We start from the raw sequence: 21,014 nt of genomic DNA on the forward strand, positions 1-21,014 counted from the left end.
GGCCGGCTTGATGATGATCAAGAAGCCGTGATCATCTCGTCGTGGACGGAAACGCGGTTGCGGCCTTGGTGCTTGGAGTGATACAGCGCGACATCGGCGCGTTTGAGCAGGTCGTCCACCAGGTGATCTTCGTCGCGCAGCGCGCTGATGCCGATGCTGCCGGTGAAGCGAACCTCGGTACCGTTCTCCAGCTTCACCACATTCGCCTCGATGCGCTGACGCAGCCGTTCGGCAACCGCGCGGGCCAGGTCCGGCGTGGTTTCCGGCAGCAGCGCGGCGAACTCTTCCCCGCCCATGCGCGCGACGAGGTCGACGTCGCGCAGCGCGCCTTCGGTCAACCTCGCCACGGCCTTGATGGCCAGATCGCCGACATCGTGGCCGTAGGTGTCGTTGATGCGCTTGAAGTGATCGATATCGACCATCAACAGCGCCAGCGGCCGGTTGAAGCGCTGGGCGCGCAGCAACTCCTGATTGGCTACTTCCATGAAGTGCGCGCGGTTGGCAAGGCCAGACAGCCCATCGGTGGTGGCGCGGCGCTTCAGTTCCAGCTCAAGCCGCTTGCGTTCGGTGATGTCGGACACGCCAATCATCAGCGTGCGCTCCTCGCCGACCTCGACGCTGGACATCGACAGGCTGGCCCAGAACACCTCGCCGGACCAGCGCCGCAGCCGCACTTCCACATTGCGTATGCCCAGTGCTTCGCGCACCGCCTTCAACTGCTCGGCGAAGTCGTCGCTGCTGGCGTAGAAATCGAAGGCCCGCAGTGACAAGGCGCCAGCTTGCGGAATATTGAAGGTGCGCGCGCCCTGCTGGTTGATGTAGGTGATCAGGTGTTCGGGCTCGCGCGCGAGTATCAGCGCGACCGGAATGGTCTCGATCATCTGCCGGAAGCGCGATTCGCTGATATTGAGCCGCGCTTCCTTCTGCTTGAGATGGCGTGCCAGCCGGTGCGAGCGCCAGAAGAAATACATCATCGTCAGTGCCATGGCCAGCAGCAGGCCGCCACCGAACAGGAAGTACAGCGTGCTGGTGCGCCAGCGCGCCAGGTAGTCGAGCGACGATGCGCCGACCACGACAAAGAGCGTGGTGCTGCCGACCTGGCGATAGCTCGCCAGCACCGTATTGCCACCGCCGCGCTGGGCCTGCGCCGCGCCGTCGGTGTACTTGCCGGCGTAGAGCCGCGCCATCAGCGCGCTATCGGCGGTGATGGCGACGGCGGAGCGGGCATGGGCGGCGATCATGGCGCCGCTGCGATCGAGCAACTGCACCACCCCATGCGGTTCGATCCGGGCTTCGCCGAGCTCGTGTTGCAAATAGGTCGCGGGCAGGTGGGCCACGACGACGCCGGCCAAACGGCCATCGCCGGCGCTGATGCCGCGAGCCAGCACCAGCCCATTCTTTCCGTCGACGTGGGTGTACGCGCGGTTAAGGTGCTGCGGATGGGCCAGTGCTTCCAGCACATTACCCGGAACGGGGGCGATATCGGCGCTGCCGACCTGGGAGATCAGCTGCCCCGCGGCATCGAGCAACTGGATGGCATCGGCCTGCGGCAGCTGTTTCAGTTTGGCGGTGAGCAGCGCTTCGGCTTCTGGCGAAGCCCATAGGGCCTCAGGATCGACCCGGTCGGCCAGATCGCCCAGCACCAGGTCGAACTCGCGCAGCGTGCCCGAGAGCTTGAGCGCCAAGAGTTGCGCCTGGTTGTCCGTCTGGTTGCGTACCCGTGCCACCTCGGCCCGGTAGGAGCTGCTGACCTGAAAACCCAGGATGGCCAGCATGCCCAGGCCAAACAGCATCATAAAGACGGTAATGGACGTCGTTTGGCGCGGGGACCAGTTCATGGCATCGCTTATTTGTCAGTCGCGGAAATTCTGGTATTGCAGCGGGAAATCGTCGACCGATTTGCGCACCAGGGCAATGGCTTCTTGCAAGGTGTCGCGTTTTGCCCCGGAGACGCGCACCGCATCGCCCTGGATGGCCGCCTGGACCTTGATCTTGGAATCCTTGATCAGCTTGACGATGCGCTTGGCGAGGTCCGAATCGACGCCGGTCTTTACCGTCAGCACCTGCTTCACTTTGTTGCCGGACACCTTTTCGACCTTGCCCTCATCGAGGCAGCGGATGTCGACGCCACGCTTGGCAAGCTTGTTCACCAGCACTTCCTTCACCTGGTCGAGCTGGAATTCGCTGTCGGCAAAGGCGGTGAGCACCTTGTCGGACTGCTCGATGCGGGCATCAGAGCCCTTGAAGTCGTAGCGGTTGCCGACTTCCTTGTTGGTCTGTTCGAGCGCATTGCGGACTTCGACTTCATTGATCTCGGAGACGATATCGAACGAGGGCATGAGGGCTCCTTCAGGCAAGCCAGTGTGGATCGGCGAGCTCGGGCAGCATGGGCAGATCGGTGATGCCGAAATCGATGTCGAGCTGCGCGAGCAGCGTGGTCAGCTGGCCGCGGTGGTGGGTCTGGTGGTTAAAGAGCTGGGTGACGAATACCCAGCGCGGCTGGGTGAAGTCGCGCTGGTAGACGCGACTGGTGAAACTGAAGCTTTCCATCAGCCACGCGGAGTCGATGCCGTTGGCCCAGTCGACCAACCGCTCATCGAGCGCGGCGCGCGCCACCTTGAGCTCGCTCCAATCCGGGTAGAGCAGGGTGCTGGCGGTGGCCGGGAGCAGCGGCTGTTGCTGCAAACGATCGAGCCAGATGGTATCGCCCCAGACCAGGTGGTCGAGCGTGGCGTGGATGGATTTGAAAAAGGCGCCGAGGTCGGCGTGACGCGTGGTGTCGTCGAGCTGGTCGCAGGCTGCATAGAGCCGCTGGTTCATCCAGCGGTTGTACGCAGCCATCAATCTCGGATAGTTCGCGTCCATGCAGAGCTCCTCGGCGCCTGATCCGGCCGCTGCGGGCGGCCGGAAGGCAGGCTTAGCCGAAATGGCAGACGTAATGCAGCGTGTCGGTCACTTCGATATCGAAGCTGGAGTCACCGGGCACGTCGAACGACGTGCCGGCGGCATAGGTCTTGCTGGCGCTTTCGCCCTTGAGCGTGACATTGCAGCTGCCGGCGAGCACTTCCATGACTTCCGGCGCGCCGGTGCCGAAGGTGAGCTTGGACGGCAGGATCACGCCGACCGACTTGCGGGTGCCGTCGGCGAGGATGACGGTATGGCTGACACACTTGCCGTCGAAGTAGACGTTGGCTTCTTTGATGACGGAGACGTTGTCGAATTGGCTCATGATGTTTTCCAGTGGGGTGCCGCTTATTTTTGCAGCACTTCAGTGAGTATGGTCTTGACGATAAAGCCGAACATGCCAAAGCCCAGCACGAAGAACAGCACCAGCGTGCCGTACTTGCCGGCCTTGGAGTCCTTGGCGAGCTTGTAGATGATGAAGCCCATGTAGGCGATCAGCGCCGTGCAGAACACCGACACCGTGAGCGTGGTGAAGGTCTCTTCGGACATGTGGGCTAAGGCGTCGAGCATGGTCGGTGGTGTTCAAACGATCAGGGAGAAACGCCGCGAACGGTTCAAGGGCAAGGCGCCGCGCAGCGAGTACTCGGGACAGTACTTGTAGTACGGCCCGAGGGTGAGCGAGCACGCAACGCAGCCCTTGAGCCGTGCAGCAAGTTTATCGGCCCTTCTTGCCGGCGATGCGCATGCGCAGCGCATTGAGCTTGATAAAACCGCCCGCATCGGCCTGGTTGTACGCGCCGCCATCATCGTCGAAGGTGGCGATGGTCTGGTCGAACAGCGTGTCCTTGGAATCGCGCGCCACGACCGATACGCTGCCCTTGTACAGCTTCAGGCGTACCCAGCCGTTCACATAGCCCTGGGTGTGGTCGATCAGCACCTGTAATGCCTTACGCTCCGGGCTCCACCAGTAGCCGTTGTAGATCAGCTCGGCGTAGCGCGGCATCAGGTGGTCCTTCAGATGCGCCACTTCGCGATCGAGCGTGATCGATTCGATACCGCGGTGCGCCTTGAGCAGAATCGTGCCGCCCGGGGTTTCGTAGCAGCCGCGGCTCTTCATGCCGACATAGCGGTTTTCTACGAGGTCGAGCCGGCCGATGCCGTGCTTGCCGCCCAGCTCGTTGAGCTTGGCCAGCACTTCGTGCGCCTTGAGGCGTACGCCGTTGATGGCAACGACATCACCCTGCTCGAATTCCAGGTCGACGTATTCGGCGGCATCGGGCGCCGCTTCCGGGCTCACCGTCCAGCGCCACATGCTTTCCTCGGCCTCGGCCTTCGGATCTTCCAGGTGGCGACCTTCGAAGCTGATATGCAGCAGGTTGGCATCCATCGAGTACGGCGCGCCACCGTTCTTGTGCTTCATGTCCACTTCGATGCCGTTGGTTTCGGCGTAGGCCATCAGCTTTTCGCGCGACAGCAGATCCCATTCGCGCCACGGCGCAATGACCTTCACTTCCGGCATCAGCGCGTAGGCGCCGAGTTCGAAGCGAACCTGGTCGTTGCCCTTGCCGGTGGCGCCATGGCTGATGGCATCCGCACGGGTTTCTCGGGCGATTTCGATCAGGCGCTTGGCAATCAGCGGACGCGCGATCGAGGTGCCGAGCAGATATTCGCCTTCGTAGACGGTGTTGGCGCGGAACATCGGGAACACGAAGTCGCGCACGAATTCCTCACGCACGTCGTCGATGTAGATGTTTTCCGGCTTGATGCCGAACTTCAGCGCCTTCTGGCGTGCCGGCTCCAGCTCTTCACCCTGGCCCAGGTCGGCGGTAAAGGTGACGACTTCGCATTGGTACTGGTCCTGCAGCCACTTCAGGATGACCGAGGTATCAAGGCCGCCCGAGTAGGCAAGCACGACTTTTTTCACATCAGACATGGAGTTCCCCAAGAGATAAGCCAGTGTGTTCCTGCGACCGTCGCTTACTGGCGCTGCGCCGGTCTAGATGGTGTTCAGCGGTCGACGGCGAGCCTGAGGCCGAAACTGACGAACAGCAGGCCGGTGGTCCGGCTGCCCAGGCTCGCCAGCCCTCGTCGGGCTGCGATGCGGCGCGCAATCTGGCTGCTGGCGAGGATGAGCACGGAGAGGTAGGCCATGGAAAAGGCCTGAACGATGCCACCCAGCAGCGCGAAGGTCAGCGCCACATGCGGGTAGCCGGGATCGACGAACTGCGGGAAGAAGGCCATGAAAAAGAGGATGGCCTTGACGTTGACGAGCGAGATGCCGAGCGCCTGCTTGAAGGCCTGATGCGGTGTCGGCGCGCTGGGTGCCTCCTGCTGGCTGGTCGGCCTCGCGCGTGCCAGCAGCAACTTGATGCCCAGCCAGGCGAGGTAGCCAGCGCCCAGGTAGCGCACGAGGTCGAACGCGACCGGGTAGGCGTGCATCAACGAGGCGACGCCCAGCACTGCTGCCAGCATCAGCGCCAGATCGCCACAGAACACGCCGCCCGCCGCGGCAAAACCGGCACGCGTCCCATGCTTACCGGCCGTCGTCAGCACGAACAGCGAGTTGGGCCCCGGCATCAGGATGATGATGAGGGTGCCCAGTGCATAGGTGGCGAGATCGGTGATGCCGAACAGGGTCACGGCGTGCTCATGGTGGTGGATTAGTCCTCGACGCGGCCGAGCAGCAAGTACTCGATCAGCGCCTTTTGCGTATGCATGCGGTTCTCGGCCTCGTCCCAGACGATGGATTGGGCGCCGTCGATCACTTCCGGATCGACTTCCTCGCCGCGGTGCGCCGGCAGGCAGTGCATGAACACGGCATCGGCCTTGGCCTGCAGCATGACCTTTTCCGAGACCTTGTAGTTGATGAAATCCTTCTTGCGCTGCAGTGTTTCGCGCTCGTAGCCCATCGATGTCGACACATCGGTGGTGACGATGTCGGCATTGCGCGCAGCGGTGTAGGGATCGTGGAACTGCTCGAAGTGATCCTTGCCGTAGGTCTCGCCGTCCAGCACCGTCATCTCGTAGCCGCGCGGGCAGGCGAGGTTGAGCTTGAAATCGAAGATTTTGGCGGCCTGCAGCCAGGTGCGGCTGACGTTGTTCGAGTCGCCGATCCACGCCACCGTCTTGCCGGTGATGGGGCCGCGGTGTTCGATATAGGTGAAGATGTCCGCCATGATCTGGCAGGGGTGGTATTCGTTGGTGAGCCCGTTGATCACCGGCACCTGCGAGTTCTCGGCAAAGCGCTCGATGATCGATTGCTCGAAGGTGCGTACCATCACGATATCGACCATGCGACTGATGACCTTGGAGACATCCTCGATCGGCTCGCCGCGACCGAGCTGGGTATCCTTGCTTTGCATGAACATCGCGTGGCCGCCGAATTGCGCCATGCCGGCCTCGAACGAGACACGGGTTCGGGTCGAGGACTTCTCGAAGATCATGCCGAGCACGCGACCGACAAAGGGCTGGTACAGCTGACCTGCCTTGAGGCGTGCCTTGAGCTTCTTGGCCCGCTCGAACAGGTATTCGTACTCGTCGCGGGTGAAATCCTTGAATTGCAAATAATGGCGCATAAGGTGCTGGCCGGGCGTAGGGCTGCCGCAGGCTACTCTCTTAGAATTGAAAAACGAACATTATTCTTGTCGCCGTCATCACTGGCAAGTCCTGCCGCTCTCGTGACGCGCCGTTTCAAACGTTTTGTGGGCGGTGCAGCAGGGCCGGTGTTATAATCCGGCCGTGTTTAGGTAACCAGGACACCCTGCTCAGGCCGCGTCGTTGTCATGATCTGCAACCCATACGAAATCATCATCCAGGGTCTCACCAGCAACGGACGCGTGTTTCGCCCCAGCGACTGGGCAGAGCGCCTCTCTGGCATACTCTCTACCTTCGGCTTTGATCAAAAGCTGTCCTACGCACCCTATGTACGCCCCATCCTGATGGACAACGTGCGCTGCGTTGCCGTTGACAAGCAGCTTGAACAGATCGATCCGCGCGTGTTCGCGTTCCTGCTGGCCTTCGCTCGCGACAACGATCTGCAAATCGTCGATTGCCGCACGCTGATCGAACAGAACCTGCCCCCGATCTCCTGATTTTGCCCGCCTTGCCCTGGCGATGCCGGGCGTCTGTTGCTGTGCAGCAATAGTTGCTGCGCCGCACAATTCTCCCTATGCTTACAACGAATTCGACATTGCACCGTGCAATGTCGTGCTAGTCATGGGGATCAAACATGCGACTCAAGAACAAGGTAGCCATCATCACTGGCGCTGCCAGTGGTATTGGCCACGCGACCGCGTTGAAGTTTGCCGCTGAGGGCGCACGCGTCGTGGTGTGTGACGTGAATCGCGAAGGGGTCGACCGCGTGGTGTCCGAGATCGTGGCCCAGGGGGCCGAAGCCATCGGCTTCATCGTCGATGTCACCAACAAGACACAGATCGGCGAAATGGTGGCTGGCGTCAAGCGGCAGTTCAATCGTATCGATGTACTGGTCAATAATGCCGGTATCGTCGCCGATGCGCAGCTTTACAAGATGACCGACGATCAATTCGACCGTGTCATCGATATCAACCTCAAAGGGGTCTACAACTGTGCGCGCGCCGTGGTCGACACCATGATCGAGCAGGGCGGCGGCGTGATCCTGAACGCATCGTCTGTGGTTGGACTCTATGGCAACTTCGGCCAGACCAACTACGCAGCGGCGAAGTTCGGCGTGATTGGTTTTGTGAAGACCTGGGCCAAGGAGCTGGGCAAGAAGGGGATACGCTCGAACGCCGTTTGCCCGGGATTTGTCGCAACGCCCATCCTCGATTCAATGCCCGAGAAGGTCATCCAGGCGATGGAAGAGCGCGTGCCGATGAAGCGCCTGGCCCAGCCGGAGGAAATCGCCAACGTCTACGCCTTCCTCGCAAGCGACGACGCCAGCTATATCAATGGCGCTGCCATCGAGGTCACGGGCGGTCTGTCGCTCTAAGGCGCACGGACTGTGCCACAGACAAAACGCCCCGCATTGCGGGGCGTTTGCTTGGGGGCTCGCTCGATCAGCCTGCGCGGGCCGGGCCTTCCCAGTGGATTTTCCAGGTGCCGCCGTCCGGGCGCCAGTACAGACGCTTGCGCATCTGGTTGTTCAAGGTGTCGCTGCGATAGACCTGGTTGAAGGTTGCGACCCACATCGGGCGTTCGTTGCCGGTGACGAAGATGCTGACATCATCGAGCTTCACCTCGGTCCAGTTCTTGCCCGAATTCACTTGGGTCTTCTGGCGTCGCCAGCTGGGCAGATCCTGGCCTTCGCTGCTGCGGAACTCATCGTCGTAGAAGCCGAGATAGCGGTCGGTATCGCGGTTCTGCCACGCGTTGCGCCAGTTCTCCAGTGTGGCGAGCGCGGCGTCGTGCCGGCTTTGCCACGCTGCGCGGCTCAGCCATTCCACGTGTGCCACATTGACCACTGGCGTTTCGCCCGGCGTCAGCCACTGGGCGAGCTTCTGCATATCGTCGTTGGTGAGGACCACGCAGCCATTGGACGCTTGCGGCGCCCGCGCATAGGTCTCGGCCGGGCTGCCGTGCAGCCAGATGCCCGATCCGGTACGGCCTTCGCGCCGGTCCAGCTCGTTCGGGTAGGAAATCGGCCAGGCGCCGACACCATAGAGATCGGCGTAACTGCCGTAAATCCGGTCGAGCTGCGGCCGGTCCATATGGCTGGTGACGAAGTAGACGCCCAACGGTGTGCGCTGGTCGCCTTCCTTGAGCTTGTCGGTGCCGAGTTTGCCCACCGTGACGTAGAAATCGGTCACGTGCCGTGGCACGCCATTGTCGTTGGCATACAGGTAGACGCGCGACGCTTCGGCGTCGACGAGTACCACATGCTTCTGGCGCGGTGACAGCACCAGCAACTGGGCTGGCAGCTTGTCCAGCGGTGGCGGGTCGGCCCTGCGCAACAGCCGTACCTGCGCCTCGCGCCGCAGATCATCGAGCCGGTCGCTGGGGCCGATGGCACCGCCGCCAAGGCTGGCCAATGGCGCCGCACGCATCGCGTAGAGATCGGCCGACACCAGATGGGCCAGGCGATAGTTGGGCTCCTTGACCAGTAGCGCATCGACGGTGGCGCGGGCATCGGCCATGCGACCGGCGCGCACCGCATCAATGGTGGCGACGATCATTTCTTCCGGCGAGCCTTGAATCACGACACCGGGCGCATCGAAGGCAAAGACGTGGGGGGATTGCCAGGGCGGGGTCAGCCGCGGCTGTGCCGCCGGGGTGAAGAACACCAGCAGTACGAAGCACAGCAGCAGCCTGGCCCAGGGTAGTACGCGCTTGATCGCCACTTAGATGCGCTCCTCCACAATCAGCCAGCGGCTGCCCGATTTCTCCAGCACCAGCGTCTTGCTGGTGTTGCTGGAGAGCCGGTCGGACTTGTAGCTCTGGCGGAAACGCACGATGGCTCTATCGTCACCTTCCAGCGTGACCTTGATCGCGCTGAGTCTGACGTTGATTTCCTTGGGCCCCAGCACGCGTGGCTTACGTTCGGCGACCCAGCCGGCCGTGGCGAACTTCTTCGAGTAGGCGCCGACATAACGGTCGAAATCCTGACGCGACCACGCATCGGCCCAGGCTTCGACGGCGCGGGAGGCGCCTTCGACGGCGCGGTCCGCCACTTCGATCACCGGCGTTGGTGTCGGTTGCGGCGTGGGCTTGGGGGGCGGCGTCGGTATGGGCTTGGGTGTGGGCAGCGGCGTCGGCTGGGGTGCACGCGTCACCGCGGCCAGCCTGACCGGCGTGGGTGTCGCGCGGGCGGCGGCAACGACGGCCGGGCGCGACGGTGCCACCGCGCTGCCACTGAACAGCTCGCGCACCAGGGTCAGCTTGGTGGCGACCTGACGGTTCTGCCCTTCGATCTGCAGCGCCTTGTCATAGGCTTGCGAGGCGAGCCGCGCGTACAGGTCGCCCAGGTTCTCGTGGGCGATGGCATAGCTGGGGTTGGTCTGGATCGATAACTGCAGCGCGGCACGGGCCTTATCGAGCTGGTTCTGCTGCGCATACAACACCGCCAGGTTGTTGTACGGCTCGGGCAGCTGTGGGTAGTCCTCGGACAGGCTGGTGAAGGCCTTGATCGCCTCGTTGCTGCGACCGAGTTCGGCCAGTGCCAGTCCGCGCAGAAAGCGCACCTGGGCATCCTTGGGCGACTTGGCGAGAAAGCGGTCGGCCCGTTCCAGCGCCGCGCTATATTCCCGTTCCTGCACCAAGTGGCGGATATCGTCGGTTTCGCCTGCGTAAACAAGGCCACTCAGCAGCAGGGGCAAAACCAGGTGCAAGGTACCGCGAAATTTCATAAACAAGCGCCCCAAATCCAATGCCGATGGGTATCGGTTCTGCGTAAACTGCCGAATTCTAGCAAACCCTTGCCCCGTTCCGCCATGAACCTGCCCCCTGGCCTCGCTGCGCCGCTGTTGCTTGTCGCATCCAACGTCTTTATGACCATCGCCTGGTATGGTCACCTTAAGCACATGAACAGCAAGCCGTGGTGGGCTGCGGCCCTGCTGTCCTGGGGCATTGCGCTGTTCGAATACCTGTTGCAGGTACCGGCCAACCGTCTCGGTTATACGGTGTATTCGCTAGCCCAGCTGAAGATCATGCAGGAGGTGATCACGTTGGCGGTATTTATGCCATTCGCCATGTTTTACATGAATCAGCCGTTCAAGCTCGATTATCTGTGGGCAGGGTTGTGCCTCGTTGGCGCGGTGTATTTCATGTTTCGCAGCTGAACACGCTTACAGTGCCGGGCTGGGGCAGCGAGCGTGGATGGCTTCCACCGCTTGTTGCAACTCCTCGGACAGCTTGATGCTGACGCTACCCAGATCCTCGTCGAGTTGCGCCAAGGTGGTGGCGCCGATGATGGTCGAAGCGACGTACCAGCGGCTCTGCACCCAGGCCAGCGCCAGCTGCGCCGGCGTCAGGCCATGCGCGCGCGCGAGCGTCGCGTAGGCGGTGATCGCCGCTTCGACATATGGCTTGCGATAGCGCACGCCAAATTGCGGAAAGCACGTCATCCGCCCCTCGGCTTGCGCATTGTCTTGGTATTTGGCGGACAGCAGGCCGAAGGCGAGCGGGCTGTACACCATTAGCGCCACCTGTTCGCGATGGCATACCTCGGTCAGGCCGTGCTCGAATCCGCGATTCAGCAGGTTGAGCACATTCTGTATCGTCACCGGCCGTGGCAGATTGTGCTCGCGCGCCAGCCGCAGGAACTCCATCACGCCCCACGGCGTTTCGTTCGATAGCCCCACGTAGCGCACCTTGCCTGCCTTGACCAGCCGCTCCATCGCGTCGAGCTGCTCGTACACGGATGGAACGTCGGCGGGCTCCTTGGCCGGATCGAAATAGGTGTCGCCAAACATCGGCACGTGCCGCGCGGGCCAGTGCAGCTGGTACAGATCGATGTAATCGGTGCGCAGCCGTGCCAGCGAGGCATCGCAGGCGGCGACGATCTGCGCGGCGTCGAACTGGGGTCCGCCGCGTATCCACGGCATGCCACGCTGTGGCCCGGAGACCTTGGTTGCGAGCACGATGCTGTCGCGCCGCTGCCGCGCCAGCCAGCTGCCGACGAAGGACTCGGTGCGCCCCTGCGTCTCGGCCTTGGCCGGTACTGGGTACATCTCGGCGGTATCGATGAAGTTGATACCGGCACCCACGGCCCGATCGAGTTGGGTGTGGGCGTCGGCTTCGCAGTTCTGCTCGCCGAAGGTCATGGTACCCAGGCACAGCGACGAGACCTTGAGGTCGGACGCGGGCAGCAAGCGATAGTGCATCGACAACTCCTGGACGGCTTACTTGGCGGGTAGATCGAGCGGCGTCAGCGTGTAACCGGCGTCACGCAGCTTCTGGACCAGGCCATTTTTGCCCGGCAAGTGCAGCGCGCCGACTGCGAAGAAGGCATTGCCCTGGGGTAGGACCTTGGCGATGCGCTGGGCCATCACCGTATTGCGCTCATCGAGCAGTGTTTTTTGCTGCCAGTTGATGAAGTAGGCGCGATCCTTGGCCGACAGGCCTTTCATCATCGGATCCTTGCTGGGGTCGGACAAGGCCTGCATCGCGGCGTAATCCCGGGCAACATACAGCTGGATCAGTTTTTCGTGTTCGCTGGCGAGTGAGCCTTGCTGGTCGATCAGCGATTTGAGCAGGATGAGCTGCTTGTCTTCGGGCATGTCGGAGAACACAGCCAGCTGCTCGGCGATGGTTTCGATGCCATCGTAGGATTTGCCGCCCTCGACCGCTTCCTTGGTCAGCTTGAGATCGAGCGGCAACTGCCCGGTTTCGTGCGTCGGTGTGGCGATGAACATCGCAGCGGCCCAGGGCTTGAAGCGACGGACCGCGGCTTCCGGGTACTGACGCTTTTCAAGCGCGGCGACCAGGCGCTGGTAATGGGGCGCATCGAGCTTGTCCGCGAGGCTCTCGCCCTCAGGCAGCAGCACCGCCTTGGCCATTTCCATAAAGGCGCCGAAATCCAGACGGAATTCGGTCGCGACGCGTTCCGCGCTGGAAAATGCCTCCTGCACCGCAGGAGATAGCGTGGTCACCTTGGGATCGGCAACGTGTATGGTGCCAAACAGCCAAGAGGGCGCCATGCCCGCCTTGTCTATGCGCCACAAATGGGTGCGCGCAAATGCGTTGGCCTGGTCGGCGGCGCCGGCTTGCGAGGCTGGAATGAACAGCGCGAGGGCAGTGACGCTACCTAGCAAGGGACGGATGAAACGGCGAAGGCAGGACAACATGAAAACTCCGGTGGCCTAAATCACAAGCCCCGCAGTATAGCGAGCCCGTCCCGTGCGCGGGGAAGCGGCGTGAACTTGCGCCGCTTGGCTAACCGGTCGGCATGGCCAAGAGCTGCGGGTATGGGGTGGCAGGTTCGCCGCCGTGCCACGCCCTGGCATGCTGACTGATTCCCTGGGGGAGCTGGTCGGTCTTGCCTTGGTACGCAATGAGGCACTCCGGGGCGACGTTCGTGGCTGATCCTTGCGAGCGCGTGGCGTGTAAGGTATCAATGCCGGATTGCAATCGGGCTGCGCGGGATGGCACGGTTTGTCAGTCAGTGCCTCCTTAGGAAGGGGCGCCGCGAAGCCAGAAGGAGGAGGAGGGGGCGCATGAAATTATGGGCGATGATCGGGCCGTTGCTGTTGTCGACGGCGTCGGCCTGGGCCGTGGAGCCGGCGGATTTCGTCGGCGATTATTGGGCGTCGCTGGGATACGACAGGCGCAGCTGGGCGCTGATCATCGATCGCATCGATAGCGCCTCGGACCAGGTTTTCAGCGCCAGTGGGCGTTTCGGTGTTGCGTGCAAGGGCTTGACGCCGGTAACGCTGCAGGGGCGCAAGCAAGACGGCATCTGGCGATTGGGGTTCGATTACCTCGGCAATGGGCGCGGCGAGTTCGCGCTCGTGCCTGCCGGGCATATCGACGGCGAGTGGGCAGGTCCGCACGCCAAGGGGAAATTCACCCTGTTCCGCGGGGGGGTCTACGGCAGCTGCCCGGAACTGAAGCTGGTGCCGGTCAAACCCGACTGAGGCTTTATCGGACCGACGTCATCCGGGCCGGCACGAAACCGGTCTGCAAAGGCAAGGCACAGTACTGCTCGATCTACCGGTTCCTGGGGGCGGGAGCCTGTCCCCGGTCTCCGCAATACGCATGCTGCTTTTCCCATCCCGGATTTCGATCAAAGTGAACGAATGTTCTGGACGAGGCGCAATGCCTTGTGCATTATATAGAACAATCGTTCATTTTTGGGGCTGGCCATGCGATTCAAATTGACCGAAGCGGCGCAAGTACAGCGCACCCAATCGGGTGTTCCGTTCTGGGTGCTGGAAAAACTGGTGCAGCCGGGGTTGGCGGGCTCCCGTTTGCTGAGCGCGCGTGAGCTGCGTGGGTTTGAGCCTGCCCGGCAGCTGCAGGCGAGCAAATGGTTAGGACTGTTCGTGTGCTGCGATGGCGCGGGCACCGTCACCTCGATCGGGCAGATGCGCCATCGCCTGGCCTGCGCGGCGCAGGAGCCGATGCAACAGCAGGAGCCCATTGTCGCTGCGAGGGTCGAGGCCATGCCCAGAACCACGCTGCGCGCCATGGTCGTTAACTGAATCGTGATCTTGAGGCGCGGGCGGCGCGGCGCTTGGGCGTGATGCGTGTCCGTTTGCTAGGGCACGCGGGCGCTGGGACTGCAATGAACGCGCGCCTGTCGGCTGCATATTGGCGCTGAAGTTGGCCTTTGCCGAGGCGTTCGGTTATCCTCTATGGCTTGCCGTCATTCCGGCAAGGTGGGGTGCCATGGGCGTGTCGATCGCGCCGCCATGTGAGCGCTGCGGGCAATAGCCTCTGCTGCGCCGTCTTGTGTTCTGCCTTGTCTGGGGTATGACCTCATTCCAACCGCTTTGCCCATGGGTGCGTTCAGCCCGGGCAAGCGCCGCAGCCGCCTGCGGATTCCATTCAGTGTGAAGGACGATAACGATGCAAACCCAACTGGAAACCCTGAGCGGTCTCGAGCGCCGTCTCAGCTTTTCGATTCCGCGCGATGAAGTCAGCAAGAAGGTCGATGCGCGCCTGAAGCAGGTCGCCAAGCAGGCCAAGATCGCGGGTTTCCGCCCGGGCAAGGCGCCGCTGAACATCGTGGCGCAGCAACACGGTTTCCGCGTGCAGGAAGAAGTGCTGGGTGAAACCGTCGAGCGCTCCTTTGGCCAGGCCGTACAGGAGCAGCAACTGCAGGTTGCGGGCTTCCCGCGCTTTGCCCCGTCCGATGCCCCGGGCGAAGAGGGCGATTTCAACTTCATCGCCACCTTCGAGGTGTATCCGGAAGTCGCGGTGGGTGATCTGTCCGGCGTCGAGATCGAAAAGCCGACGCTGACCGTGGGCGAGGCCGAAGTCGACAAGACGGTGGAAATCCTGCGCAAGCAGCGCACGCGCTTCGAGCGCGTCGAGCGTGCAGCCAAGGACGAAGACCGCGTCATCATCGACTTCAAGGGCACCATCGATGGCGAGCCGTTCCAGGGCGGTGCCGCAGAAAACTATGCCTTCCTGCTGGGCAAGGGCCAGATGCTGGCTGATTTTGAAACCGGCATCCGCGGCATGAAGGAAGACGAAACCAAGGATGTCGAGGTCAAGTTCCCTGAGGACTACCAAGGCAAGGACGTTGCCGGCAAGACCGCCGTGTTCGCGATCACCGTGAAGAACGTCGCCGAACCCAAGCTGCCGGAAGTCGATGCCGACTTCGCCACCGCACTGGGTATTGCCGATGGCGATGTCGCCAAGATGCGTGCCGAGGTGAAGAAGAATCTGGAGCGCGAGGTGCGTCTGCGCCTCAAGGCCCGCGCCAAGGACAGCGTGATGAGCGCGCTGATTGCCGCAGCGCCCGTCGAGCTGCCGCGTGCGCTGGTCGGCTTCGAGATCAATCGTCTGGCCGAACAGGCCCAGGGCGACTTGAAAGCCCGTGGTATCGATCCCAAGTTGGTACCGTTCTCGCCGGCGATGTTCGAAGAGCAGGCCAAGCGCCGCGTCCACCTCGGCCTCGTGCTGGCCGAACTGGTGAAGCAGAACCAGCTCGAAGCTAAGCCGGAACAGGTCAAGGCCATCATCGAGGATCTGGCGGAGAATTATGAAGATCCGGCGGACGTCGTAAAGTGGTACTTCGAGAAGCGTGAGCGTCTTGCAGGCCCGGAATCGATGGCGCTGGAAGACAATGTGGTCGAGTTCGTTCTCTCCAAGGCCAAGGCGCACGAAAAGGCAGTGGCTTTCGACGAGCTGATGGGCCAGCAACAAGGCTAATGCCGCTACACAGGAACTGACATGCAACGATCGGAATTCGACCCGCAGAACCTCGGTTACATCCCCATGGTGATCGAGCAGAGCGGCCGGGGTGAGCGCTCTTACGACATCTACTCGCGTCTGCTGAAGGAGCGGGTCGTCTTCCTGGTTGGCCCCGTCAATGACGTGACCGCCAACCTGGTCGTTGCCCAGCTCCTGTTCCTGGAAAGCGAGAATCCGGACAAGGACATCCATTTCTACATCAACTCGCCGGGCGGTTCGGTGACGGCTGGCATGGCGATCTACGACACCATGCAGTTCATCAAGCCGAACGTCTCGACGCTGTGCGTCGGCATGGCGGCGTCGATGGGGGCGTTCCTGTTGTCCGGCGGTGCCAAGGGCAAGCGCTTCGCGCTGCCGCACTCGCGCATCATGATCCACCAGCCGCTGATCGGCGGTCTGGCGGGCCAGGCGTCGGATATCGAAATCCACGCCCGCGAGCTGTTGAAGACCAAGCGCCAGTTGAATGAACTGCTGGCCAAGCACACCGGTCAGCCGCTCGAAGTCATCGAGCGCGATACGGATCGCGACAACTTCCTCTCCGCCGACGAAGCCAAGAATTACGGCCTGGTCGACGAGGTGCTGCAGTCGCGGATGGCAGGCTGACCGCAGGCATCGTATTACGCGCCGCCAGCGACGCGCTGGCGGCTTTTGCATTTGTTACCGCCTCACCACGGGGCTGATGGCCATGACCGACAAGTCCAACGAAAAACTGTTGTATTGCTCGTTTTGCGGCAAGAGCCAGCACGAAGTGAACAAGCTGATCGCCGGCCCGCAGGTGTTCATCTGCAATGAGTGCATCGAACTTTGCACTGACATCCTCAAGGATGAAGCCGTGCAATTGCCGACGGCCGAGGCGCAGACACCGGGCGGCAAGAAACTGCCCAAGCCGACCGAGATCCGCGAGGTGCTCGATCAGTATGTGATCGGCCAGGAGCGCGCAAAGAAGATCCTCGCCGTGGCGGTGTACAATCACTACAAGCGGCTGGCGACCAAGGGCCAGAAGATCGGTGGCGATGTCGAGCTATCCAAATCCAACATCCTCTTGATCGGCCCGACTGGCTCGGGCAAGACCTTGCTGGCACAGACGCTGGCCAAGATGATCGACGTGCCCTTCGTCATTGCCGATGCGACCACGCTGACCGAGGCCGGCTACGTCGGCGAGGATGTCGAGCACATCATCGCCAAGCTGCTGCAGCAATGCGACTACGACGTCGAGAAGGCGCAGCGCGGCATCGTTTACATCGATGAGATCGACAAGATCGCCCGCAAGTCCGAGAACCCGTCGATCACGCGCGACGTGTCGGGCGAGGGCGTGCAGCAGGCGCTGCTCAAGCTGATCGAGGGTACCATCGCCTCGGTACCGCCGCATGGCGGGCGCAAGCATCCCAACCACGAGATGCCGCAGGTCGATACCACCAATATTCTGTTCATCGTTGGCGGCGCGTTCGAAGGGCTGGACAAGATCATCCGCAACCGCTCGGTCAAGGGCGGCATAGGCTTCGGCGCCGAGGTGCAGGCCAAGGACGAGAAGAGCAGCGTTGGCAAGATGCTGCATCAGGTCGAGCCCGATGACCTGATCCGCTTTGGCCTGATTCCCGAGTTCGTCGGTCGCGTGCCGGTGATCGCCACGCTCGACGAGCTCGACGAGGCCGCGCTGATCACCATCCTGACCGAACCGAAGAACGCACTGGTCAAGCAATACCAGAAGCTGTTTGAACTGGAGAGCGTCGAACTCGAAGTGACGTCCGACGCACTGGCGGCCGCGGCCAAGAAGGCGATGGACCGCAAGACCGGCGCCCGTGGGCTGCGTTCCATCCTGGAGTCGGCCCTGCTCGATACCATGTACGAACTTCCGGCGCTCGAAGGTGTGGCCCGTGTCGTCGTTGGTCCGGACACCATTACCGACAATCAGCCACCGCAACGGGTGCTGACCGAGCCGGACCAAAGCGCAGCAGCCTGATTCTGACCGATCCGCCCGCCCTGCGCGGGCGGAATCATCTGTGGCGTCGAGCGGACCGTCTCCTCGCCAGCGTTGAATTTCGCCTGTCCAGCCCACATCATTGCGTGGACGTCGCCCCCAATGCGACGGCTTATACCAACTCACCAGGTCATCCACATGTCCGAATCCCAAGTTCTGCCCAGCGAGCCTGCTCGTTTCCCGATGTTGCCGTTACGGGATGTGGTGGTGTTCCCGCACATGGTGATTCCCCTGTTCGTCGGTCGACCCAAGTCGATCCGCGCGCTCGAGGCGGCCATGGAAGAGGGACGACATATCCTGCTCGTCGCGCAGACCAATGCGCAGAAAGACGAGCCCACCATGGCCGACATCTACTCGGTGGGGACGGCAGCTTCCGTGCTGCAACTGCTGAAACTGCCCGACGGTACCGTCAAGGTGCTGGTGGAGGGCGTGCAGCGCGCCACCGTGAATGCACTGATCGAGGACGAAGGCTATCTGCGCGCCGACGCGCTGCCGCATGATCCGAACGAGGATGCCGGTGCCGAGGCCGAAGGCATGCGTCGCGCGCTGCTCAGCCAGTTCGATCAGTACGTGAAGCTGAACAAGAAGATTCCGCCCGAGATCCTGACCTCCTTGTCGGGGATCGAATCGGCCGGGCGCCTGGCCGACACCATCGCCGCCCACCTGCCGCTCAAGCTCGAGCAGAAACAGGCCGTGCTCGAGATGGAAGACGTGCGCCGCCGCATGGAGCACCTCTTGAAGCAGCTCGAAACCGAGCTCGACATCCTGCAGGTGGAAAAGCGCATCCGCGGCCGCGTGAAGCGGCAGATGGAAAAGAGCCAGCGCGAGTACTACCTGAACGAACAGGTCAAGGCGATCCAGAAGGAGCTGGGCGAAATCGACGAGAACGCCGAGCTCGACGATCTGGAAAAGCGCGTCAAGACGGCCGGCATGACCAAGGAAGCGCGCGAAAAGGCCGACGGCGAACTCAAGAAGCTGCGCATGATGAGCCCGATGAGTGCCGAAGCCACCGTGGTGCGCAACTACATCGATACGCTGATCGGTCTGCCCTGGAAGAAGAAATCCAAGATCTGCAAGGATTTGACCGAGGCCGAGGCCATCCTCGATACCGATCACTATGGCCTCGACAAGATCAAGGAGCGCATTGTCGAGTATCTGGCGGTGCAAGGGCGTGTCGAGAAGCTCAAGGCGCCCATTCTGTGCCTGGTTGGCCCTCCCGGCGTTGGTAAGACCAGCCTCGGTGAATCGATCGCCCGTGCTACCGGCCGCAAGTTCGTGCGCATGGCGCTCGGCGGCGTGCGCGACGAAGCCGAGATCCGTGGTCATCGCCGCACCTATATCGGCTCCATGCCGGGCAAGATCCTGCAGAGCATGACTAAGGTCGGCGTGAAGAACCCGTTGTTCCTCCTGGACGAAGTCGACAAGATGGGTGCGGACTTCCGGGGTGACCCGAGCTCGGCGCTACTGGAAGTGCTCGATCCCGAACAGAATCATGCGTTCAGCGACCATTACCTCGAAGTCGACTACGATCTGTCGGATGTGATGTTCGTGGCGACCGCCAACTCGCTCAATATCCCGGCGCCACTCTTGGACCGGATGGAGCTCATCCGCCTGTCGGGTTACACCGAGGACGAGAAGGTCAATATCGCGCTCAAATACCTCGTGCCCAAGCAGATGAAGAACAACGGCGTGCAAGACGGCGAGCTGCTGATTAACGAAGGTGCCGTGCGTGACATCGTTCGCTACTACACGCGCGAGGCTGGTGTGCGTAGCCTCGATCGCGAAGTGGCCAAGATCTGCCGCAAGGTGGTTAAGAACCTGATGCTCAAGCCCTCCGACAAGAAGCTGACCGTTACGCCGAAGAACCTCGACAAATATCTGGGCGTACGCCGTTACGAGTACGGCGTGGCCGAACAGCAGAACCAGGTTGGCCAGGTGACTGGCCTGGCCTGGACCGAGGTAGGTGGCGAGCTGCTGACCATCGAGGCGGTGAAGCTGCCGGGCAAGGGCAAGATGATCCAGACCGGCCAGCTGGGCGAGGTGATGCAGGAATCGATCCAGGCCGCGCTATCGGTGGTGCGCTCGCGTGCTGAGCCGCTCGGTATTGATCCGGCGTTCTACGAAAAGAACGACATCCATATCCATTTGCCCGAAGGCGCCACGCCCAAGGACGGCCCGTCGGCCGGCATTGGCATCGCCACCGCAGTCACTTCTATTCTCACTGGCATTCCGGTGCGTTGCGATGTGGCGATGACCGGCGAAATCACGCTGCGCGGCGAGGTGCTGCCCATCGGCGGCCTCAAGGAAAAGCTGCTGGCGGCACACCGGGGAGGGATCAAGCATGTGTTGATTCCGGAAGGCAACGTCAAGGATCTTGCTGAAATTCCGGACAACGTGAAGCGTGGTTTGGCCATTCATTCGGTCAAGTGGTTCGACCAGGTGCTGGGTCACGCGCTCGCGCGCCAGCCCGAACCAGTGGTAAAAGCCGAGGGCGCGGAGGTCGTTGCCGCGCAAACCCCGGCGGAAGCTGGTGCCGAAACAGCAACACCGCCAACCAAGCATTAGTTGACACGGTTTTTTGCCGCTTGCTATAAAGCTCTGGCAATCGGCCGACCGGACCTATCCAACCAGAACCAAAGGGGACGTAAGTGAACAAATCCGAACTCATCGACGCTATCGCCGAATCCGCAGGCCTGTCGAAGGCTGCCGCCGCCAAGGCGCTAGACGCCACCATCGAGGCAGTATCCGCTGCGCTGAAGAAGGGCGACGAAGTGACGCTGGTCGGCTTCGGCACTTTCTATGTTGCTGAACGTGAAGCCCGCAACGGCCGTAATCCGCGCACCGGCGAAACCATCAAGATCGATGCCGCCAAACAACCGAAATTTAGGGCTGGCAAATCCCTGAAAGATGCAGTACAATAATTGTCTTTCGTCGCCAAGGTAACGAGGCGACAAAGACCCAGGGTGGTTAGCTCAGTTGGTTAGAGCGCCTGCTTCACACGCAGGAGGTCGGTGGTTCGAATCCACTACTACCCACCACAGTGCTTCAGCAAAGATTCAGCGCGACGAAATACTGTTGCAAACTTCTGAAAAGCTGCTAGAATCGCTGTCTCTCAACGGAGCGGTAGTTCAGTTGGTTAGAATACCGGCCTGTCACGCCGGGGGTCGCGGGTTCGAGTCCCGTCCGCTCCGCCAGCTTAGTCAAAAACGCCAAGCAGAAATGCTTGGCGTTTTTGTTTTGCCGCGCATCCACGCCGACGAGCCAACACAGCGCGTTCGCCTTCTGGCATGATAGC

22 protein-coding genes and 2 tRNA genes are annotated in these 21,014 nt (G+C 61.9%); 12 read left to right on the plus strand and 12 right to left on the minus strand.

All coding sequences use genetic code 11. The annotated features are described in order from the left end of the window. Positions 1–17: 17 nt before the first annotated feature. The 8 genes from NLI84_RS09440 to argF all read right to left on the minus strand — a co-directional run bounded on the left by NLI84_RS09440 (position 18) and on the right by argF (position 6,479). On the minus strand, positions 18–1,838 hold the full coding sequence (locus tag NLI84_RS09440) for a sensor domain-containing diguanylate cyclase (RefSeq protein ID WP_255989839.1): 1,821 nt from the start codon (positions 1,836–1,838) through the stop codon (positions 18–20). Between the two features lie 15 nt (positions 1,839–1,853). Continuing rightward, a complete protein-coding gene (locus NLI84_RS09445; RefSeq protein ID WP_255989840.1) occupies positions 1,854–2,339 on the minus strand; it encodes a YajQ family cyclic di-GMP-binding protein in 486 nt (161 codons plus the stop codon). Between the two features lie 10 nt (positions 2,340–2,349). Next, entirely contained in the window at positions 2,350–2,865 is a 516-nt protein-coding gene (locus NLI84_RS09450) for a DinB family protein (RefSeq protein WP_255989841.1), read from the minus strand. 52 nt (positions 2,866–2,917) lie between these two features. Further along, positions 2,918–3,229 carry a pyrimidine/purine nucleoside phosphorylase gene (ppnP, locus tag NLI84_RS09455; protein WP_255989842.1) on the minus strand — a complete coding sequence of 104 codons (312 nt, stop codon included), beginning with the start codon at positions 3,227–3,229 and terminating at the stop codon, positions 2,918–2,920. A gap of 23 nt (positions 3,230–3,252) precedes the next feature. Further along, positions 3,253–3,453 (minus strand): DUF2788 domain-containing protein, encoded by a 201-nt coding sequence (locus NLI84_RS09460; RefSeq protein WP_255989843.1) that lies wholly within the window; start codon positions 3,451–3,453, stop codon positions 3,253–3,255. Positions 3,454–3,619: 166 nt separating this feature from the next. Continuing rightward, the gene (locus NLI84_RS09465) at positions 3,620–4,837 is read right to left on the minus strand and encodes an argininosuccinate synthase (RefSeq protein ID WP_255989844.1); all 1,218 of its coding nucleotides are present in this window, start codon (positions 4,835–4,837) and stop codon (positions 3,620–3,622) included. A 74-nt stretch (positions 4,838–4,911) separates the two neighbouring features. Beyond that, positions 4,912–5,544, minus strand: coding sequence for a leucine efflux protein LeuE (gene leuE / locus NLI84_RS09470; RefSeq protein WP_255989845.1), 633 nt, complete (start codon positions 5,542–5,544; stop codon positions 4,912–4,914). A gap of 20 nt (positions 5,545–5,564) precedes the next feature. Further along, positions 5,565–6,479: an ornithine carbamoyltransferase gene (argF, locus tag NLI84_RS09475; protein WP_255989846.1), complete on the minus strand. Its 915-nt coding sequence runs from the start codon at positions 6,477–6,479 to the stop codon at positions 5,565–5,567. A 207-nt stretch (positions 6,480–6,686) separates the two neighbouring features. Between argF and NLI84_RS09480 the strand changes: the two genes are divergently transcribed. Together NLI84_RS09480 and NLI84_RS09485 are read left to right on the plus strand one after the other, a co-directional pair. Continuing rightward, positions 6,687–6,995, plus strand: coding sequence for a DUF3579 domain-containing protein (locus tag NLI84_RS09480; RefSeq protein WP_255989847.1), 309 nt, complete (start codon positions 6,687–6,689; stop codon positions 6,993–6,995). 137 nt (positions 6,996–7,132) lie between these two features. Continuing rightward, positions 7,133–7,873 carry a beta-ketoacyl-ACP reductase gene (locus NLI84_RS09485; protein WP_255989848.1) on the plus strand — a complete coding sequence of 247 codons (741 nt, stop codon included), beginning with the start codon at positions 7,133–7,135 and terminating at the stop codon, positions 7,871–7,873. Between the two features lie 67 nt (positions 7,874–7,940). On the opposite strand, the gene NLI84_RS09490 is transcribed toward NLI84_RS09485, so the two are convergent. Further along, positions 7,941–9,221 (minus strand): L,D-transpeptidase family protein, encoded by a 1,281-nt coding sequence (locus NLI84_RS09490; RefSeq protein WP_255989849.1) that lies wholly within the window; start codon positions 9,219–9,221, stop codon positions 7,941–7,943. Further along, a complete protein-coding gene (locus tag NLI84_RS09495) occupies positions 9,222–10,226 on the minus strand; it encodes a L,D-transpeptidase Cds6 family protein (protein WP_255989850.1) in 1,005 nt (334 codons plus the stop codon). An 84-nt stretch (positions 10,227–10,310) separates the two neighbouring features. Between NLI84_RS09495 and NLI84_RS09500 the strand changes: the two genes are divergently transcribed. Continuing rightward, on the plus strand, positions 10,311–10,658 hold the full coding sequence (locus tag NLI84_RS09500; RefSeq protein WP_255989851.1) for a DMT family protein: 348 nt from the start codon (positions 10,311–10,313) through the stop codon (positions 10,656–10,658). Positions 10,659–10,664: 6 nt separating this feature from the next. Here the strand turns inward: NLI84_RS09500 and NLI84_RS09505 are convergent, their stop codons facing one another. Both NLI84_RS09505 and NLI84_RS09510 read right to left on the minus strand, forming a co-directional pair. Further along, positions 10,665–11,702: an aldo/keto reductase gene (locus tag NLI84_RS09505; RefSeq protein WP_255989852.1), complete on the minus strand. Its 1,038-nt coding sequence runs from the start codon at positions 11,700–11,702 to the stop codon at positions 10,665–10,667. An 18-nt stretch (positions 11,703–11,720) separates the two neighbouring features. Next, positions 11,721–12,665, minus strand: coding sequence for a TraB/GumN family protein (locus NLI84_RS09510; RefSeq protein ID WP_255989853.1), 945 nt, complete (start codon positions 12,663–12,665; stop codon positions 11,721–11,723). A gap of 369 nt (positions 12,666–13,034) precedes the next feature. Here NLI84_RS09510 and NLI84_RS09515 point away from each other — a divergent pair, with 369 nt between their 5' ends. The 9 genes from NLI84_RS09515 (at position 13,035) to NLI84_RS09555 (ending at position 20,913) form a co-directional block, all read left to right on the plus strand. Beyond that, complete coding sequence (locus NLI84_RS09515) at positions 13,035–13,454, plus strand: hypothetical protein (protein WP_255989854.1); 420 nt, start codon at positions 13,035–13,037, stop codon at positions 13,452–13,454. A gap of 228 nt (positions 13,455–13,682) precedes the next feature. Beyond that, entirely contained in the window at positions 13,683–14,021 is a 339-nt protein-coding gene (locus tag NLI84_RS09520; RefSeq protein ID WP_255989855.1) for a hypothetical protein, read from the plus strand. 367 nt (positions 14,022–14,388) lie between these two features. Beyond that, entirely contained in the window at positions 14,389–15,699 is a 1,311-nt protein-coding gene (gene tig / locus NLI84_RS09525) for a trigger factor (protein WP_255989856.1), read from the plus strand. A 21-nt stretch (positions 15,700–15,720) separates the two neighbouring features. Further along, complete coding sequence (gene clpP, locus NLI84_RS09530) at positions 15,721–16,344, plus strand: ATP-dependent Clp endopeptidase proteolytic subunit ClpP (protein ID WP_255989857.1); 624 nt, start codon at positions 15,721–15,723, stop codon at positions 16,342–16,344. 82 nt (positions 16,345–16,426) lie between these two features. Beyond that, on the plus strand, positions 16,427–17,701 hold the full coding sequence (gene clpX / locus NLI84_RS09535; protein WP_255989858.1) for an ATP-dependent Clp protease ATP-binding subunit ClpX: 1,275 nt from the start codon (positions 16,427–16,429) through the stop codon (positions 17,699–17,701). Between the two features lie 156 nt (positions 17,702–17,857). Beyond that, positions 17,858–20,284, plus strand: a complete 2,427-nt coding sequence (gene lon / locus NLI84_RS09540) for an endopeptidase La (protein ID WP_255989859.1) — start codon at positions 17,858–17,860, stop codon at positions 20,282–20,284. A gap of 83 nt (positions 20,285–20,367) precedes the next feature. Continuing rightward, the gene (locus NLI84_RS09545) at positions 20,368–20,640 is read left to right on the plus strand and encodes an HU family DNA-binding protein (RefSeq protein ID WP_255989860.1); all 273 of its coding nucleotides are present in this window, start codon (positions 20,368–20,370) and stop codon (positions 20,638–20,640) included. A 40-nt stretch (positions 20,641–20,680) separates the two neighbouring features. After that, positions 20,681–20,757, plus strand: a tRNA-Val gene (locus tag NLI84_RS09550). A gap of 79 nt (positions 20,758–20,836) precedes the next feature. After that, positions 20,837–20,913 (plus strand) — tRNA-Asp (locus NLI84_RS09555). The last annotated feature ends 101 nt before the right edge of the window (positions 20,914–21,014 follow it).

It is taken from the genome of Chitinolyticbacter albus (assembly GCF_024437655.1).
Lineage (GTDB): Bacteria > Pseudomonadota > Gammaproteobacteria > Burkholderiales > Chitinibacteraceae > Chitinolyticbacter > Chitinolyticbacter albus.

Coding starts and splice junctions, on each gene's coding strand:
- NLI84_RS09495 (WP_255989850.1), bottom strand. CDS start 10,226: ATGAAATTTCGCGGTACCTTGCACCTGGTTTTGCCCCTGCTGCTGAGT.
- NLI84_RS09520 (WP_255989855.1), top strand. CDS start 13,683: ATGCGATTCAAATTGACCGAAGCGGCGCAAGTACAGCGCACCCAATCG.
- NLI84_RS09450 (WP_255989841.1), bottom strand. CDS start 2,865: ATGGACGCGAACTATCCGAGATTGATGGCTGCGTACAACCGCTGGATG.
- NLI84_RS09480 (WP_255989847.1), top strand. CDS start 6,687: ATGATCTGCAACCCATACGAAATCATCATCCAGGGTCTCACCAGCAAC.
- NLI84_RS09440 (WP_255989839.1), bottom strand. CDS start 1,838: ATGAACTGGTCCCCGCGCCAAACGACGTCCATTACCGTCTTTATGATG.
- NLI84_RS09515 (WP_255989854.1), top strand. CDS start 13,035: ATGAAATTATGGGCGATGATCGGGCCGTTGCTGTTGTCGACGGCGTCG.
- NLI84_RS09510 (WP_255989853.1), bottom strand. CDS start 12,665: ATGTTGTCCTGCCTTCGCCGTTTCATCCGTCCCTTGCTAGGTAGCGTC.
- tig (WP_255989856.1), top strand. CDS start 14,389: ATGCAAACCCAACTGGAAACCCTGAGCGGTCTCGAGCGCCGTCTCAGC.
- argF (WP_255989846.1), bottom strand. CDS start 6,479: ATGCGCCATTATTTGCAATTCAAGGATTTCACCCGCGACGAGTACGAA.
- lon (WP_255989859.1), top strand. CDS start 17,858: ATGTCCGAATCCCAAGTTCTGCCCAGCGAGCCTGCTCGTTTCCCGATG.
- NLI84_RS09445 (WP_255989840.1), bottom strand. CDS start 2,339: ATGCCCTCGTTCGATATCGTCTCCGAGATCAATGAAGTCGAAGTCCGC.
- ppnP (WP_255989842.1), bottom strand. CDS start 3,229: ATGAGCCAATTCGACAACGTCTCCGTCATCAAAGAAGCCAACGTCTAC.
- NLI84_RS09500 (WP_255989851.1), top strand. CDS start 10,311: ATGAACCTGCCCCCTGGCCTCGCTGCGCCGCTGTTGCTTGTCGCATCC.
- NLI84_RS09485 (WP_255989848.1), top strand. CDS start 7,133: ATGCGACTCAAGAACAAGGTAGCCATCATCACTGGCGCTGCCAGTGGT.
- NLI84_RS09505 (WP_255989852.1), bottom strand. CDS start 11,702: ATGCACTATCGCTTGCTGCCCGCGTCCGACCTCAAGGTCTCGTCGCTG.
- clpP (WP_255989857.1), top strand. CDS start 15,721: ATGCAACGATCGGAATTCGACCCGCAGAACCTCGGTTACATCCCCATG.
- clpX (WP_255989858.1), top strand. CDS start 16,427: ATGACCGACAAGTCCAACGAAAAACTGTTGTATTGCTCGTTTTGCGGC.
- NLI84_RS09460 (WP_255989843.1), bottom strand. CDS start 3,453: ATGTCCGAAGAGACCTTCACCACGCTCACGGTGTCGGTGTTCTGCACG.
- NLI84_RS09465 (WP_255989844.1), bottom strand. CDS start 4,837: ATGTCTGATGTGAAAAAAGTCGTGCTTGCCTACTCGGGCGGCCTTGAT.